The organism is Telluria sp. PB2R4 (assembly GCF_059685695.1).
On the sequence record NZ_JCASIC010000002.1, the window covers coordinates 382423 to 398417 of the forward strand.

Sequence of the window (15995 nt, forward strand, 5' to 3'; positions counted from 1 at the left end):
CGACGGACTTCTGGAATCAGGCTTACGATAGTCTCCACTGAGAGGATGTCGTATGCTGCGCGTTGTCGTTCATGCTGTCGTCCAGGCTGTGCTTGCGCTGGCCTTGCTGGCAAGCCCCGCGCTTGCCGCAAGCGGCAGCCCCCAGCCGAAGGGTTCGCTCGTGATCATCGGCGGGGCGCTGCGTGCCGACAATGCGGCCGTCTGGGAGCGCATGGTCCAGCTGGCGGGCGGCAAGGGCGCCCGCATCGCCGTGTTCGCCTCGGCCTCGGCCAATCCCGAAAAAGCCGGCAAGTTCCTCGTCGAGCGCTTCAACCATTACGGCGCCAAGGCCTTTTTCGTGCCGGTGGCCGTGCGCCTGTCCGGCATCGACTACCAGGCCGCCGCCGACGACCAGGGCTTGGCCAGCGCGGTGCGCTCGGCCGGCGGCGCCTATTTCGCCGGCGGCGACCAGGGCCGCATCACACGCGCGCTGCGGCGCGAAGACGGCAGCAATACCCGCATGTTGGATGCCCTGTGGGACATGTACCGGCGCGGCGGCATGATCGCCGGCTCCAGCGCCGGCGCCGCCATCATGAGCAGCAGCATGTTCGGCCATCCCAAGACGGTACTGGCCACCCTCAAGCTCGGCCTCGACGACGGCAAGGAGATCGCACCGGGCCTGGGCTTCATCGGCGACGACGTCTTCATCGACCAGCACCTGCTGGTGCGCGGCCGCTTTGCGCGCATGGTGCCGGCCATGCTCAAGAAAGGCTACAAGCTGGGACTGGGCATCGACGAGAACACGGCCATGGTGGTGGGGCCGAGCCGCGAGGTCGAGGTGATCGGCTACCGCGGCGCGCTGCTGGTCGACCTGTCGAAGGCCGTGCCGCAAGAGGGGGCGAAGGAAGGTCCGAAGGGAGGGCCGCTGAGCGTCAGCAACGTGCGCCTGAGCTACCTGGACAACGGCGACCGTTTCAACCTGCTCACCCAGACCTTCACGCCCGCGCCGGACAAGCTGGACAACCGGATCGATCCGGCCCGGCCCTACTATCGCGAACCCCTGTTCTCGGCCGACATCCTCGGCAACAGCACGGTGGTCGACCTGATGGCCAAGCTGATCGACAGCGACCAGCCGGAAGCCATCGGCCTCTCGCTCGACAGCCCGAACGGCACCCAGCCCGACCTCGGCTTCGAGTTCAAGCTGTCGCGCACCAACGACAGCGTCGGCTACCAGTCCTCGTTTACCGAGCAGTACTCGGTCTACAACATGCGGCTCGACATCCGGCCGATCGTGGTGCAGTGGCCGCTGTACCAGTACCGCCAGCTCGAGAGCGTGGCGGCAGGGGTAGCCGGCGCCAGCCGGGCAGATGCCGCCAGGTGAACGCGCAGCGCCGCATTACAATGGATGGCATTCCCGTCACGAGGACCATCCATGACCCGTTTCGCTTCCTGCATCCTTGCCCTTGTCCTTGCCGCCGCCGGCATCGCACAGGCCGCCCAGCCCGCCACCGTCCGCGTCGACTACACCCACAGCGGCAATGCCCTGCAGGACCAGTACGCGCTCGAGCGCGTGCTGATCGAACCGCTGCCCTGGCCCGGCCATCCCGCACGCAACCTGGACAACACCGACCGCGGCCAGAACCGCGTCGAGGTGGTCGATGCGAAAACCGGCGACCTGCTGTACTCGCGCGGGTTCTCGACCATCTTCGGCGAATGGCGCACGACGGAAGAGGCGAACAAGATCAGCCGCAGCTTCCAGGAATCGGTGCGCTTCCCGAAGCCAGACCGCCCGGTGCGCGTGCGCATCCTCAAGCGCGATGACAGGAACCAGTTCTCGGTGGCCTGGAGCGTCGAGGTGGACGCCGACGCCCAGGAGGTCGTCAGGAAGCAGCCGGCTGCACCGGCGCAGCCGATCCCGATCCACGTCAGCGGTCCGTCGCCCGACAAGGTCGACCTCCTGATCATGGGCGACGGCTATACCGCCGCGGAGCTCAAGAAGTTCGAGGCAGACGCGCGGCGCCTGACCAAGCACCTGTTCTCGGTCTCGCCTTTCAAGGAGCGCGCGAAAGATTTCAACGTGTGGGCGCTGGCGGTGCCGACCAGCGAATCCGGCATCAGCCGCCCGTCCACGGGCGTACACCATGCCTCGCAGCTGGGCACGCGCTACGACATCTTCGGCAGCGAACGCTATGTGCTCACGCTGGACAACCGCGCGCTGCGCGACATCGCCCAGCATGCGCCTTACGAGTTCATCGAAATCCTGGTCAACAACGAGACCTACGGTGGGGGTGGCATCTTCGGTCAGTTCAGCACCGCGGCGGCCGGCAACGCGTGGGCCAACTACCTGTTCGTGCACGAATTCGGCCACCACTTCGCCGGCCTGGCCGACGAGTACTACACCTCGCCGGTCGCGTATGCCGCTAGCAGCACGCGCATGGAGCCGTGGGAACCGAACGTCACCGCGCTGCGCGACCCGGCCAACATCAAGTGGAAGCGCCACGTGAAGGCCGGCACGCCGCTGCCCACGCCCTGGCCCAAGGCGGCGTATGAGGAAGCCTCGCGCGCCTACCAATCGAGGCGCGCGGCGCTGCGTGCGGCCAACCGGCCGGAGTCCGACATGAATGCGCTGTTCGTTGAGGACCTGAAGGCCACGCAGACGCTGTTCGCGGGTAAACCCCATCGCCACGCCGTGGGCGCCTTCGAAGGCGCCAACTACGAAGCGAGCGGATACTACCGGCCGGCCATGCAGTGCCTGATGTTCGACCGAAGCGAAGCGTTCTGTCCGGTGTGCCAGGACGGGATTGCCGACATCATCGACCTGTATGCGGGGCCAGCGCGGCAGTAAGGTTTGCTTACAAAATGTCAAGGGTCTAAGTGGGTTGGCTAACAGACCCCGGGGTGGTTGAGTCCGTATTCTGGACTCGTCCTAACACAACAATGATGGCGCCGGCAGCTAGATCGGCGCCTTGACCACCACCGGAAAGGAAATACCATGAACAAACTGATCGCCACCCTCATCGCCGGCCTGCTGGCCACCGCCGCCAACGCCCAGACCACCACGACGCCAGTCGCCACCAAGGCAGTCGTGAAGGCCGAAGCCGAAGCGCAGAAGGACATCGCCAAGGCGGAGTCGAAGGAAATGAAGACCGTCAACAAGGCGGACGAGAAGGTGAACAAGGCAGTTGCCAAGGCCAACGAAAAGCGCGCCGATGCGCGTGAAGACCTGGTCGAGACCCAGGCCGACGTTAACGAGAAAATCGCCAAGGCCGACCCGGAAGACCGCGCCAAGGCCATGGCCAAGGCCGAGAAGAAAGTCGCCGATGCCAACCTGAAGGCGAGCAAGAAGATGATCAAGGCGGACGAGAAGCTGCTCAAGACCCAGGTCGATGCGGCCGCCGACAAGGCGACCGCGGCGGTCAAGACCGAGCAGGTGCGCGCCGAAGCGACCGCGGACGTGCACAAGGCGGCTGCCAAGCACTAAGCTGACTGCGCTTCAAACGAAAACGCCGGCTTGCGAGCCGGCGTTTTTTTTTACGACGTTGTTGTGAAAATGTAGGGTGGGCGGGTCCGCCGCCCACGCGTTCAAATCACGGTGATACTGCCCGGGCGGCTGTTCATGAACCACCTATCACCGCGTGGGCGGGAAAACCCGCCCACCCTACAAAAGTCAGCTGCCTTCCGTGGACCGCATCGCCAGATCCAGCGCCTTGAGCTTCGCCGACAGCGGCTTGCCCTTGCGTGCGCGTTTGCCGAAGTGCGGTTCCAGTCCCGATGCAAACAGCTCCACCGTGCGCGGCTTGGAGCCGGCCCAGGTGCCGATCACATTCAGCCCCTTCTGGTTGATCGGTTGCACCGCCAGCAGGGTTTCCTTCGGATCGAGCTCGATCAGGATCACGCCGCGGCCGCCGTTGGTCAGCACCTTCATTTCGTCGATGCCGAACACCAGCACGCGGCCCTTCTCGGACAGGCAGGCGATGGCGCCGGCGGTGTCACTGACGATCCGCGGCGGCAGCGGCACCGCGCCTTCGTCCAGCGTGATGAAGGACTTGCCGCCCTTCAGGCGGCTGATCATGTCGCCCGCCTTGGCGATGAAGCCGAAGCCGTTCGAGGTCGCCAGCAGCAGGCGCGTGTCCGGGTTGCCTGCGAAGTAGTGCAGGATGCGGACGCCGCCGGACAGGTCGACCAGGGTGGTGATCGGCACGCCGTCGCCGCGCGCTCCCGGCAGCGCGGCCACCGGTACCGAGAAGGTCTTGCCGTTGCTGCCGATGCCGATCAGGGAGTCGACGGTGCGGCACTCGAAGGCCTGGTGCAGCGAGTCGCCGGCCTTGAAGGTGAACTGGGCCGGATCGTGGCCGATGCCGGTGCGCGCGCGCACCCAGCCTTTCTCCGACACGATCACCGTCACCGGCTCGTCGATGACCTTCTGCTCGGCCACCGCGCGCTCGGCTTCCTCGATCAGGGTGCGGCGATCGTCGCCGTACTGCTTGGCGTCGGCTTCGATCTCGCGGATGATCAGGCGCTTCATGGTGGAAGGATTCTCGAGGATGTCCTCGAGCTTCTCCTTCTCGCTGCGCAGCTCGGCCAGCTCCTGCTGGATCTTGATCGCTTCCAGGCGCGCCAGCTGGCGCAGGCGGATCTCGAGGATGTCCTCGGCCTGGCGCTCCGACAGGCGGAAGCGCTCGATCAGCGCGGCCTTCGGCTCGTCCGAATTGCGGATGATCGCGATGACTTCGTCGATGTTCAGCAGGACGGTCTCGCGGCCTTCCAGGATGTGGATGCGGTCATTGACCTTGCCCAGCTTGAACTCGGTACGGCGGCGCACCGTGACGAAGCGGAAGTCGATCCACTCCTGCAGGATTTCCAGCAGGCCCTTCTGGCGCGGGCGGCCATCGCCGCCGATCATCACCAGGTTCATCGGGCTCGAGGTCTCGAGCGAGGTGTGCGCGAGCAGCATCAGCATGAACTCGCCCTGGTCCTGGTTCTTGGACTTCGGCTCGAACACGATGCGCACCGCCGCTTCGCGGCCCGATTCGTCGCGCACGGTGTCGAGCGCGCCCAGGATGGTCTGCTTCAGCGCCAGCTGTTCCGGCAGCAGCGCCTTCTTGCCCGCCTTGACCTTCGGGTTGGTGAGTTCTTCGATCTCTTCCAGCACGCGCTGGGCCGAGCAGCCCGGCGGCAGTTCGGTGACCACCGCCTGCCACTGGCCGCGCGCCAGTTCTTCGATCTTCCAGCGCGCACGCACCTTCATCGAGCCGCGGCCGGTGGCGTACATGTCGGCGATGTTCGAGGCCGGGGTGATGATCTGGCCGCCGCCCGGGAAGTCCGGGCCGGTGATCAGGGTCATCAGCTCGGCGTGGGTGATCTTCGGGTTGCGGATCAGGCTGACCGCCGCCGTCGCCACTTCGCGCAGGTTGTGCGACGGGATCTCGGTGGCCATGCCGACCGCGATGCCGGAGGCGCCGTTGAGCAGCACCATCGGCAGGCGCGCCGGCAGCTGGCGCGGCTCGGTGGTGGAGCCGTCGTAGTTCGGCTGGAAGTCCACCGTGCCCATGTCGAGTTCGTCGAGCAGCAGGCGCGACACCGGCGTCAGGCGCGCTTCGGTGTAGCGCATCGCCGCCGCGCCGTCGCCGTCGCGCGAACCGAAGTTGCCCTGGCCGTCGATCAGCGGGTAGCGCAGCGAGAAGTCCTGGGCCATGCGCACCAGCGCGTCGTACACCGACTGGTCGCCATGCGGGTGCAGTTTACCGAGCACGTCGCCGACCACGGTGGCCGACTTGCGCGGCTTGGCGGTGTGGCCCAGGCCCAGCTCGTGCATCGAGTACAGGATGCGGCGCTGGACCGGCTTCTGGCCGTCCGACACGTCCGGCAGCGCGCGGCCCTTGACCACAGAGACGGCGTAGTCGAGGTAGGCGCGCTCGGCGAAGGTGGAAAGGGTGAGCGTCTCGATGTCGTCCGAGGGCTCGTGTTGTTGTTCGAAGAGGCTTGCTTGTGACGTCATGATCTACATTGTTCTATGCGTGTGCGAGTGCGAAACGTCCGGCATCAGATGTCGGCTTCCGTTTCGTTCCCGTGTTCTTCCAGCCACGCCCGACGGGCGGCGGCTTCGCCTTTCCCCATCAGCATGTTGAAGCGCGCGGCCGACTCGGCCAGGTTGTACTGGCCGAAGGCGACCGGCAGCAGGCGGCGGGTGTCCGGGTTCATGGTGGTTTCCCACAGCTGTTCCGCGTTCATCTCGCCGAGGCCCTTGAAGCGCGAGATGCTCCACACGCCTTCCTTCAGGCCTTCCTTGGTGAGCTTGTCCTCGATGGCCAGCAGCTCGCCGTCGTCCAGCGCGTACAGCTTCTGCAGCGGCTTCTTGCCGCGCGCCGGTACGTCGACGCGGTACAGCGGCGGACGCGCCACGCAGATGTGGCCACTGCGGAACAGGGCGGGGAAGTGCTTGAAGAACAGCGTCAGCAGCAGCACCTGGATGTGGGAGCCGTCCACGTCCGCATCGGACAGGATGCAGATCTTCCCGTAGCGCAGGCCGGTCAGGTCGGGATTGTCGTCCACGCCGTGCGGGTCGACGCCGATCGCGACCGCGATGTCGTGAATCTCGTTGTTCGCGAACAGGCGGTCGCGCTCGGTCTCCCAGGAGTTCAGCACCTTGCCGCGCAGCGGCAGGATCGCCTGGAATTCCTTGTCGCGGCCCATCTTGGCCGAGCCGCCGGCCGAGTCGCCCTCGACCAGGAACAGCTCGTTGCGGGTGATGTCGGTCGATTCGCAATCGGTCAGCTTGCCCGGCAACACGGCCACGCCCGAGGATTTTTTCTTCTCGACCTTCTGCAGCGAACGCAGGCGCGATTGGGCCTGCTTGATGACGAGCTCGGCCAGCTTCTTGCCGTACTCGACGTGCTGGTTCAGCCACAACTCGAGCGGCGGGCGGGTGAAGGTGGAGACCAGCTTGACGGCGTCGCGCGAGTTCAGGCGTTCCTTGGTCTGGCCCTGGAACTGCGGGTCCAGCACTTTTGCCGACAGCACGAACGACACGCGCGCGAACACGTCTTCCGGCAGCAGCTTGACGCCCTTCGGCAGCAGCGAGTGCATCTCCACAAAACTCTTCACGGCGCCGAACAGGCCGTCGCGCAGGCCGGATTCGTGGGTGCCGCCGCTCACGGTCGGGATCAGGTTGACGTAGGATTCGCGCACCACGCCGCCTTCCTCGGTCCAGGCCACCACCCAGGCCGCGCCTTCGCCCTCGGCGAAGCCTTCGTCGCCGGCCGCCGCATATTGCGCGCCTTCGAACAGCGGAATCACGGTCTGGCCGCCGGAAGTCTGGTTCAGCGCCTCGAGCAGGTAGCCGCGCAGGCCTTCGTCATAGCGCCAGGTCTGGACGTCGCCGGTCTTGGCGTTGGTGAGCGTGACGGTCACGCCCGGCAGCAGTACGGCCTTCGAGCGCAGCAGGCGCTGCATGTCGCCGAGCGGAATAGTGGGCGAATCGAAGTACTTCGGGTCGGGACGGGCGGTGACGCGGGTGCCGTTCTTCTTGCCGCCGCGCTCGAGCGGGCGCGAGGTGAGGGGCTCGACCAGGTCGCCGTTCTCGAAAGCCAGGTCGTGCACGCCGTTGCCGTCGTCGTCCTTGCGCCAGACGGTAATTTCCAGGCGCGTCGACAGCGCGTTGGTGACCGACACGCCGACGCCGTGCAGGCCGCCCGAGAAGGCATAGGCGCCGCCCGAGCCCTTGTCGAACTTGCCGCCCGCGTGCAGGCGGGTGAAGACGATCTCGACGGTCGGTACGTTTTCTTCCGGGTGCAGTCCAACCGGAATGCCGCGGCCATCGTCTTCGACCGTGACCGAACCGTCCGTGTTGAGCGTGACGGCGATGTTCTTGCAGTGTCCGCCCAGCGCCTCGTCGGAGGCGTTGTCGATCACTTCCTGGATGATGTGCAGCGGATTCTCGGTCCGGGTATACATGCCCGGACGCTGTTTCACGGGCTCGAGTCCTTTCAGGACACGGATGGATGATTCGCTGTAATCGGATGCGGGTTTCTTGGTGGCCATGCTTATGTTCGTAAATTCAATGCTTGCGCATTCTATCTCTTGTCAGACGGAAAGTTGGCCTTTTTGAGATGCCAAACGTGCTTGTTAGTCCGCACCATTGTGCTAGATTAAAACGATGTGACCCGGAAGTGCCCGAGGAAAGGCTGGAACAGCGATGCACGCACCCAGATATCCATTCACCGTCCGACTGGTCGGGTTTGCACCGGCTGAATGCGCCCAGCTTGAAACGCTGCTGGCGCGTGCCCCGCTGCCGGGGCCGTCGTATTTTTGCCTGCACGACGACAGCTTGCAAGAGCCCGACCTGTACATCGCCGACGGCGCCAATCCGGTCGCCATGGCGCGCCTGGCCTGCCTGCCGCCCGGCGCACTGCAGCCCATCCTGGTCATCGGCGGCGAGGGCGCCAGCAGCCAGCGCATTCTGCCACGTCCGGTCAATCGCGCCAGCTTGTATGAAGCCCTGGCCGACTTGCTCGACTCCCGCGTACAGGCGCTGGCGGCACTGGCCGCGCGCGGCCAACGCTGCCAGCCGGAACGGCGACGAAGGCCGAGGCTGGCGCCCGACACGGAGCCGCCGGATTATTACACCCGCCTGCGCCAGGGACCGCCCGACGGGGCCGTGCTCATCATCGACAAGGGCGGCGCCTTCCGTGACCATGTGGCGCGCGTCGTTGCCAATACCCTTGCCCGCACCCTGGCCAGTTCTTCAAGCAAGGCTGCCGAACATTCCACCGCGGCGGCGTCTTGCCTGGCGCCTGGCGCCGCCGGCCGGCCGGTCGAATGGACCGACAGCAGCCGCGCCGCGGTGCGCCTGTGCGACGAGACCCCGGTGTCGCTGGTGATGATCAACACCTGCGCTCCCGGCATCGAACCGTACAGCCTGAGCAGCGCCATCAAATCCCAGGAAGGGGCAGGGCGCACCGCCGTGCTCTTCCTGGTTGGGCAGTCGTTCAAGTATGACAGCCTGCGCGCCCGCGATGCCGGCGTACGGGGCTTGCTCGACAAACCGGTGGCCGATCGCCACTTGCTGGCCACTTTCCAGAAGCTGCTGGCCATGCCCGGCTGATCGAAACTACTGTAATTGCATACAGTATCAACTGAAAACCGGAATCGCGCAAGGCGGCTTGATGCATCGATGCGCTGCCGGAGCAATAAGACTTTGTAACATTTCCGAATCGTGCGCAGCCCCGGACGCGGCTATATTGGTGGTCATGGCGGAACACGAACAAAAATTACCCAATGCAGTTGCGGGTTCCTCGGTCGAACAGGATCCCGAGATCCCGCTACGGGTGCCCGACAGGCGCGCAACGCAGGGCCAGACCATGCGTGGTCATGCAAAGTATCAACGTGACGGCGACACGCCGCTGGCGCTGGCCGGGCGCGTGCTGAGTTCTCGCTGGCGTGCGTTGCGCGAGCGTTTCGGTCGCGATTTCATGCACCGGACCCTGCATATCGGCGTATCCGCACGCATCTTCCATCCGGAGGCTGGCGCCAAAGGCCTGCTCAGCAAAAACCTGCAATACCTCGAAGAGTCGATCGCGCAATGGGTGATGTCGCGCGATGTGCTGGTGTTCATGATTCCAACCGTGAACACGAACGGACTGTTTCATCCCAGCAACATCACCTTGCGCCATTACGCGCGCCATCTCGACGGGCTGGTGCTGCAGGGCGGTGCCGATGTGGCGCCGCAGACCTATTCCGAGGTGCCGACCCGTCCCGAGTGGAGCGGCGATCGCGCACGCGATGTCTACGAGCTCGAGCTGCTGCATGAATTCGTCGATGCCGGCAAGCCGGTGCTGGGCGTATGCCGCGGCTGCCAGCTGATCAACGTCGCCTTCGGCGGCACCCTGCACCAGGATGTCGCCACCAACGTACCCGAGGCGCTGGCCCACGTGCACGATATCTACGACGCGCATCGCCATGCCGTGCGCTTCCCGCCCGGTTCCATGCTCGGCAAGATGTTCGGCCACCTCGAGCGGCCGATCGTCAATTCGATCCACCACCAGGCGGTCAAGGACCTGGGGCGCGACATTCGCGTCGAGGCCTACTCCGACCCCGACGGCATCATCGAAGCGATCCGCTACCAGCGGGCCGACTTCGTCATGGGGCTGCAGTGGCACCCGGAATTCCACCGCGCCGGCGGCACCGAGCTGCTCGACTGCACCCCTGTGCTCGACGAATTCCTGCGGGCGGCACGCGAGACCCGCCTGTAGTTCGCTTGCCGAAAACGCTTGCATTCATTCCCTCGGTCGCGAATAATGAATGAGAATCATTCTCGTTTATTTGATCGTATTCGTGAGGAGGGCGTGCATGACAAATTCTTTCGCAGAAACTGTGCTGCCGCAGCCAGCACCGGCACCGCGTAGCCAGGACACACTGCTGGTGGCATCGCTGCTGCACCTGATGTCGCATTACACCGCGCGCGGCGACGGCGAACAGCCCTGCGTGAAGCTGGCTTCGGTAATCGAGCGCCACCTGTGCGCGCTGTCGCGCCTGCCTGACGCCGACCCGGTGCTGCGCGCCACCTGCGAGCAGTTGGCCGAGCGCTGGGCGGGACTGGTGGATCGACGGCTGCCGCAGCCGGCGAAACAGCCGCTGCTGGCGCGGTTCATGAAAGGGAGCTGGGGCGGGAAGACCGTCGTGGCGCAGTGAGCGCGTTCCGGAACAGGGCGGCGGCAGCCTAGCGCCGCAGGCGCATGCGCCGGTCGCCCCGGAAGCGCTGGATGGCCGCGTTGACCATGCCTTCCACGCTGCCTTCGCGCTCGTGCACCCGCCGCAGCTGGGCCGCGTCGCTGCCTTCGCGCGCGGCCGCGGCCAGGTGCCGCAGCGCGTCCACGCTGCCCAGCGCCTCGGCATGCGGCATCATCTTGTCCAGCGTCGCCAGGATATCGTCGCGCAGGGGGATGGATTCGTAGGTCTTCGGGTGCGTGATCGCACCGTCCATGCCGAAGCGGCAGGCCTGGAAGCGGTTGTAGTTATAGACCAGGTAGTCGTCCTCGACCGGCGCCGCCTCGGTGCGCGCGAGCAGGTAGCGGCACAGGGCCTGCAGGTAGCCGGCAATGGCCGCCGCGCGCTCCACCGTCAGCGGCGTGTCGCACACGCGCAGCTCGATGGTGCCGTATTCGGGCTTGGGCCGCAGGTCCCAATAAAAGTCCTTCATGCTCTTGATGATGTTGGTGCGCTCCATCTTGGCGAAGTACACGTCAGTGAACTCCTGCCAGGTGTGGACAAAAGGTGCGCGCCCGCTCATCGGGAAGGCGAATACGGAATTCAGGCGCGCCGATTCGAAGCCGGAATCGTGCCCCTGCACGAAAGGCGAGGAGGCCGACAGCGCGATGAAGTGGGGCAGGTAGCGGTTCAGCGCGTGCAGCAGGTAGAGTGCGTCGTCGCCATTGGCGCAACCGATGTGCACGTGCTGCCCGAACACCGTGAACTGCTTGGCCAGGTAGCCGTACAGCTGCGACAGGTATTCGTAGCGCGGCTTGGCTGAAATCTTCTGTGCCGACCAGTGCTGGAAAGGGTGGGTGCCGCCGCCCGCAATGCCGATGTTGAGCAGGTCGCCCGCCGCCACCAGTGTGTCGCGAATCTCGAGCAGCTCCGCCAGCAGGGGGCCGTAGGACGAGTGCACGCTCGAGTTAATTTCGATCATGCTCTCGGTGATCTCCGGCGTCACGTTACCGGGAAAGGGCTTGCGCTTTAGCAGGTGCAGCAGGTCGGGGGCGGCCGCGGTCAGGTCGAAGTCGGACAGGCTGACCAGCTGCAGTTCCAGCTCGACGCCAAAGGTGAGCGGCTGCGACGAGTTAAAGGCTTCAAGCGGCATGGGATCCCTCCGGTGCATCGACGGACGATTCGCGCGCCCACACCAGCGCGCGCTGGATGATGACGGGGCCGAATACTTCCAGCAGCATCGTCACCGCGGCCATCGCGCGCAGTTCCTCGACCACGTGCACGCCCGCATGGCGCGCGTGTTCGATCAGCAGGATCACGAACACCGACAGCGGCGCCAGGCCCAGGCCGGTGAGCGCACCCTTGCGCCACGAGACGCCCGACAGGTGGGCAAACGCCGTGACGCCGGCGGTCTTGGCCACCTGGCGCACCAGCACCACCACGACGGCGAGGGCGCTGCCGGCGGCGATCTGGCGCCAGTCGAGAGTCGAGGCGGCATACAGGAACAGCAGCACGGTCAGCACTTCGCCCAGCACGCCGAAGTTGCGCTGGGCCTGGCTGAAGGCGAGGCGGCGGTGGCGCGCCGTCAGGCCGAAGAACAGCGTGGCGATATAGGGCGAGAGCGTGCCGGCGTCGCACAGCGCCACCAGCAGCACGATGGCGAGCGCGAAGGCGACCGTGGCGTCCTGGCGCGGGTTGTGGATGGCGCGCAGCAGGGCCGGCACCACCACGCCGAAGACCGCGCCGACCAGCGCCGACCCGAGCAGCATCACGAGGCTCTGCCACAGCGCTTCGCCCACCGCGTCGAAGGTGCGGAAGATCCAGAAGCCGATGATGACATTGAAGGCGAACACCGCGAGCACGCAGTTCTGCGCCGTCAGGTGCAGCACGCGTTCGGTGACCTGGCCCGAGCTGCGCTGTTCGTTGATGACGCGGACGATGGTGGCGGGCGAGGTGCCCATCGACAGCGCCGCCATCATCAGGGCGATCAGCTGCGAGGTGCCGAAGGCGATCGCGACCAGGTAGACCAGCACGAAGGTGAGCAGGGATTCGGCCAGCCCGGCCACGCCGAGCCAGGGATTGTTGCGCAACCAGCGCAGGTTGAAGCGGTAGCCCAGTTCGAACAGGATCAGGCCGAAGGCGATGTCGGCCAGCAGCGCCACCGGGCCGGCGTCGGGTGGCGGCAGCACGCCGATCTGGGACGCGCCCAATGCGAAGCCGACCAGGCCATAGAAGCTGATGCGCGGCAGGCCGGTGAAGCGCTGCCCGAATTCGCCGGCCAGCCAGGCGATGGCGAGCGCGATCGGCCATGCGAGGCTGGTCAGGGTGGGCAGCAGGTCGGGCATTCGCGTTCCTCTTGTTATGCGACTTACCGTAGGGTGGGCGGGTCTCCCGCCCACGCGTTCAAGCAGCGTTTGCACGGACGCGGTGTGGTGGGCTGACGCAAACTATCGCCGCGTGGGCGGGGAACCCGCCCACCCTACATGTGGTATTTTTGCTAATTCTACAAGAGGGCGTGCTGCGCACGATTGACGTGCAAGAAGGCTATTTGGAAAGCAGCCGCATCGCCCGCTCCAGCCCTTCCAGCGTGATCGGAAACATCCGGTCATGCATGATCTGCTTGATGACCGCAATCGACTGCCGGTATTGCCACAAGTGTTCCGGCTCCGGATTGAGCCAGGCGAACTTGGGAAACACATTCGTGAAGCGCGCCAGCCAGGCCGCGCCGGCTTCCTCGTTGTTGTACTCGACCGAGCCGCCCGGCGCCAGCACCTCGTAGGGACTCATGGTGGCGTCGCCGACGAACAGCACGCGGGTGTCGGAAGGGTATTTGCGCAGCACGTCCCAGGTCGGGAAGCGCTCGCTGTGGCGGCGCCGGTTGTTCTTCCACAGGTAGTCGTAGACGCAGTTGTGGAAGTAATAGAACTCCATGTTCTTGAATTCGCTCCTGGCGGCCGAGAACAGTTCTTCCACGCGTTCGATGTGGTCGTCCATCGAGCCGCCGACGTCGAGCAGCATCACCACCTTGATGCGGTTCTTGCGCTCGGGCTGCATGCGGATGTCGAGGTAGCCGGCGTTGCTGGCGGTGGCGCGGATGGTGTCGTCCAGCGCCAGTTCTTCCGCCGCGCCCTGGCGCGCGAAGCGGCGCAGGCGGCGCAGCGCCACCTTGAGGTTACGGGTGCCGAGTTCGCGCTCGTCGTCGTAGTCGCGGTAGCTGCGCTGTTCCCACACCTTGACGGCCGTGCGGTTGCGGCTTTGCCCGCCGATGCGGATGCCTTCCGGGTTGGTGCCGCCGTTCCCGAAGGGCGAGGTGCCGCCGGTGCCGATCCATTTGCTGCCGCCTTCGTGGCGCGCCTTCTGCTCCTTCAGCAGTTCTTCCAGGCGCTGCTGCAGCTTGTCGTAGCCGAGCTTTTCCAGCGCGGCCCGCTGCTCCGGCGTGAGCTCGCGCTCGAAACGCTTGAGCAGCCAGTCGAGCGGGATCTCGGCCTTGGCGTCGAACACCGCATTCACGCCATGGAAAAACGCGCCGAAGGCACGGTCGAACTTGTCGAAGTGGGCTTCGTCCTTCACCAGCGTCAGGCGCGCGAGGTAATAGAACTCGTCGAGCGAGGGCGCGGTCACGCCGCGCTGCAGGGCGTCGAGCAGGGTCAGGAACTCCTTGATCGTGACCGGGACCTTGGCGTCGCGCAGGGTGTAGAAGAAATCGATCAGCATACGTTTACACCTTTGCGTGCCGCTCCAGGCGATGGTGCAGGGCGCTCTTGATGGCCGGCCACTCGCTGCGCAACATGCTGTACATGACCGTATCGCGCACCGTGCCGTCGCGGCGCAGGGCATGGTGGCGGATGCTGCCGTCCTTGTGCGCGCCCAGGCGCTCGATGGCGGCCTGCGAAGCGAAGTTCTCGCAGTCGGTGCGCAGGCCGACGACGCCACAGCCGAGCGTATCGAAGGCATGCGACAGCAGGAGCAGCTTGCAGCTGGTGTTCACATGGGTGCGCTGGACGCTTTTCGCGTACCACGTGTAGCCGATCTCGACCCGGCCCACGGCGGGGAGGATGTCGTGGTAGCTGGTGCTGCCAAGGAGCCGGCCGCTGCGGGTGTCGACCACGGCAAACGCGACCCGGTCGCGCGTATCGAGCGCGGTGCCGATGTACTGCGCGACGGCGTGCGGTTCGGGCACGCTGGTCACGCGCAGCTTCCACAATTCGCCGTCGCCGGCAGCGGCGCGCAGGCCTTCCTCGTGGTGCGGCGCGAGCGGTTCCAGGCGCAGGCCGTTGAACTCGAGCGTGAGCGGTGCAATCCGGATTTCCTTCATCAGCGGTTGTTCCTCGACATGGCGATCAGGCGCTCGAACAGGTGCACGTCCTGCTCGTTCTTCAGCAACGCGCCGTGCAGCGGCGGCACGATGGGCTTGCTGTCCTGGCTGCGCAGGGCCGCGGCCGGGAGGTCCTCGGCCAGCAGCAGTTTCAGCCAGTCGAGGAATTCCGAGGTCGACGGCTTCTTCTTGATGCCGGCCACGTCGCGCAGCTCGTAGAAGCTCTGCAGGGCGGCAGCGAGCAAGTCCTGCTTCAGGGTGGGGAAGTGCACCTTGACGATGTCGGCCATCGTCTCGCGGTCCGGGAATTTAATGTAATGGAAGAAGCAGCGGCGCAGGAAGGCGTCCGGCAGTTCCTTTTCGTTGTTGGACGTGATGATCACCAGCGGGCGGTGCTTCGCCACCACCATCTCGCGGGTTTCGTAGACGTAGAACTCCATGCGGTCCAGTTCGCGCAGCAGGTCGTTCGGGAACTCGATGTCGGCCTTGTCGATCTCGTCGATGAGCAGGACCACCGGTTCCGGCGCCGTCAACGCCTGCCACAGCACGCCCTTGACGATGTAGTTGTGGATATCGCGCACCCGCTCGTCGCCCAGTTGCGAGTCGCGCAGGCGCGACACCGCGTCGTATTCGTACAGGCCCTGCTGGGCCTTGGTGGTCGATTTCACGTGCCACTGCAGCAGCGGCATGCCGAGTGCCGCCGCGACCTCTTCGGCCAGCATGGTCTTGCCGGTGCCCGGCTCGCCCTTGATCAGGAGCGGGCGGCCCAGGGTCAGCGCGGCATTGACGGCCAGTTTCAGGTCGGGCGTGGCGACGTAGTTGTCGCTGCCATCGAAGCGTGGGGAAGCGTGCATGGGCGTTCTGGATCGGAGTGAAATGAAGGGGAGTATAAGACAGAAAGAGAGCCCGGACAGGGCGCGTGCGTTTGTAGACTGGGGACAACTCTTCGGATAGAATCGACAGGTTGTTAGTCCATTTGCTAACTTTTTGTGCGTTT

Annotated in this window: 13 protein-coding genes; 6 read left to right on the top strand and 7 right to left on the bottom strand. The window is 65.5% G+C overall.

Annotation, left to right across the window (positions count from 1 at the left end; translation table 11 throughout):
* Positions 1–52 precede the first annotated feature (52 nt).
* The 3 genes from AC56LU_RS05215 (at position 53) to AC56LU_RS05225 (ending at position 3460) form a co-directional block, all read left to right on the top strand.
* Positions 53–1360 carry a cyanophycinase gene (locus AC56LU_RS05215; RefSeq protein WP_497174545.1) on the top strand — a complete coding sequence of 436 codons (1308 nt, stop codon included), beginning with the start codon at positions 53–55 and terminating at the stop codon, positions 1358–1360.
* 51 nt (positions 1361–1411) lie between these two features.
* Positions 1412–2824, top strand: coding sequence for an IgA Peptidase M64 (locus AC56LU_RS05220; protein ID WP_497174546.1), 1413 nt, complete (start codon positions 1412–1414; stop codon positions 2822–2824).
* 147 nt (positions 2825–2971) lie between these two features.
* Entirely contained in the window at positions 2972–3460 is a 489-nt protein-coding gene (locus AC56LU_RS05225) for a hypothetical protein (protein WP_497174547.1), read from the top strand.
* Positions 3461–3646: 186 nt separating this feature from the next.
* On the opposite strand, the gene parC is transcribed toward AC56LU_RS05225, so the two are convergent.
* Together parC and AC56LU_RS05235 are read right to left on the bottom strand one after the other, a co-directional pair.
* Positions 3647–5977, bottom strand: a complete 2331-nt coding sequence (gene parC / locus AC56LU_RS05230) for a DNA topoisomerase IV subunit A (RefSeq protein ID WP_497174548.1) — start codon at positions 5975–5977, stop codon at positions 3647–3649.
* Positions 5978–6021: 44 nt separating this feature from the next.
* Positions 6022–8019, bottom strand: a complete 1998-nt coding sequence (locus AC56LU_RS05235; RefSeq protein ID WP_497174549.1) for a DNA topoisomerase IV subunit B — start codon at positions 8017–8019, stop codon at positions 6022–6024.
* A 154-nt stretch (positions 8020–8173) separates the two neighbouring features.
* Between AC56LU_RS05235 and AC56LU_RS05240 the strand changes: the two genes are divergently transcribed.
* The 3 genes from AC56LU_RS05240 (at position 8174) to AC56LU_RS05250 (ending at position 10668) form a co-directional block, all read left to right on the top strand.
* Positions 8174–9082: a response regulator gene (locus AC56LU_RS05240; protein ID WP_497174550.1), complete on the top strand. Its 909-nt coding sequence runs from the start codon at positions 8174–8176 to the stop codon at positions 9080–9082.
* Positions 9083–9227: 145 nt separating this feature from the next.
* Complete coding sequence (locus tag AC56LU_RS05245) at positions 9228–10229, top strand: gamma-glutamyl-gamma-aminobutyrate hydrolase family protein (RefSeq protein ID WP_497174551.1); 1002 nt, start codon at positions 9228–9230, stop codon at positions 10227–10229.
* 97 nt (positions 10230–10326) lie between these two features.
* The gene (locus AC56LU_RS05250) at positions 10327–10668 is read left to right on the top strand and encodes a hypothetical protein (RefSeq protein WP_497174552.1); all 342 of its coding nucleotides are present in this window, start codon (positions 10327–10329) and stop codon (positions 10666–10668) included.
* Positions 10669–10696: 28 nt separating this feature from the next.
* On the opposite strand, the gene AC56LU_RS05255 is transcribed toward AC56LU_RS05250, so the two are convergent.
* The 5 genes from AC56LU_RS05255 to AC56LU_RS05275 form a co-directional block, all read right to left on the bottom strand.
* Entirely contained in the window at positions 10697–11836 is a 1140-nt protein-coding gene (locus AC56LU_RS05255) for a YbdK family carboxylate-amine ligase (RefSeq protein WP_497174553.1), read from the bottom strand.
* A complete protein-coding gene (locus AC56LU_RS05260; protein WP_497174554.1) occupies positions 11826–13028 on the bottom strand; it encodes a cation:proton antiporter in 1203 nt (400 codons plus the stop codon). The genes AC56LU_RS05255 and AC56LU_RS05260 overlap by 11 nt, the downstream gene beginning before the upstream one ends.
* 199 nt (positions 13029–13227) lie before the next feature.
* Complete coding sequence (locus AC56LU_RS05265) at positions 13228–14397, bottom strand: vWA domain-containing protein (RefSeq protein WP_497174555.1); 1170 nt, start codon at positions 14395–14397, stop codon at positions 13228–13230.
* 4 nt (positions 14398–14401) lie between these two features.
* Positions 14402–14998: a GNAT family N-acetyltransferase gene (locus AC56LU_RS05270; RefSeq protein ID WP_497174556.1), complete on the bottom strand. Its 597-nt coding sequence runs from the start codon at positions 14996–14998 to the stop codon at positions 14402–14404.
* Entirely contained in the window at positions 14998–15852 is an 855-nt protein-coding gene (locus AC56LU_RS05275) for an AAA family ATPase (RefSeq protein WP_497174557.1), read from the bottom strand. Before AC56LU_RS05275 ends, AC56LU_RS05270 begins: the two co-directional genes overlap by 1 nt.
* Positions 15853–15995: the final 143 nt, after the last annotated feature.

Coding starts and splice junctions, on each gene's coding strand:
- AC56LU_RS05215 (WP_497174545.1), top strand. CDS start 53: ATGCTGCGCGTTGTCGTTCATGCTGTCGTCCAGGCTGTGCTTGCGCTG.
- AC56LU_RS05220 (WP_497174546.1), top strand. CDS start 1,412: ATGACCCGTTTCGCTTCCTGCATCCTTGCCCTTGTCCTTGCCGCCGCC.
- AC56LU_RS05225 (WP_497174547.1), top strand. CDS start 2,972: ATGAACAAACTGATCGCCACCCTCATCGCCGGCCTGCTGGCCACCGCC.
- parC (WP_497174548.1), bottom strand. CDS start 5,977: ATGACGTCACAAGCAAGCCTCTTCGAACAACAACACGAGCCCTCGGAC.
- AC56LU_RS05235 (WP_497174549.1), bottom strand. CDS start 8,019: ATGGCCACCAAGAAACCCGCATCCGATTACAGCGAATCATCCATCCGT.
- AC56LU_RS05240 (WP_497174550.1), top strand. CDS start 8,174: ATGCACGCACCCAGATATCCATTCACCGTCCGACTGGTCGGGTTTGCA.
- AC56LU_RS05245 (WP_497174551.1), top strand. CDS start 9,228: ATGGCGGAACACGAACAAAAATTACCCAATGCAGTTGCGGGTTCCTCG.
- AC56LU_RS05250 (WP_497174552.1), top strand. CDS start 10,327: ATGACAAATTCTTTCGCAGAAACTGTGCTGCCGCAGCCAGCACCGGCA.
- AC56LU_RS05255 (WP_497174553.1), bottom strand. CDS start 11,836: ATGCCGCTTGAAGCCTTTAACTCGTCGCAGCCGCTCACCTTTGGCGTC.
- AC56LU_RS05260 (WP_497174554.1), bottom strand. CDS start 13,028: ATGCCCGACCTGCTGCCCACCCTGACCAGCCTCGCATGGCCGATCGCG.
- AC56LU_RS05265 (WP_497174555.1), bottom strand. CDS start 14,397: ATGCTGATCGATTTCTTCTACACCCTGCGCGACGCCAAGGTCCCGGTC.
- AC56LU_RS05270 (WP_497174556.1), bottom strand. CDS start 14,998: ATGAAGGAAATCCGGATTGCACCGCTCACGCTCGAGTTCAACGGCCTG.
- AC56LU_RS05275 (WP_497174557.1), bottom strand. CDS start 15,852: ATGCACGCTTCCCCACGCTTCGATGGCAGCGACAACTACGTCGCCACG.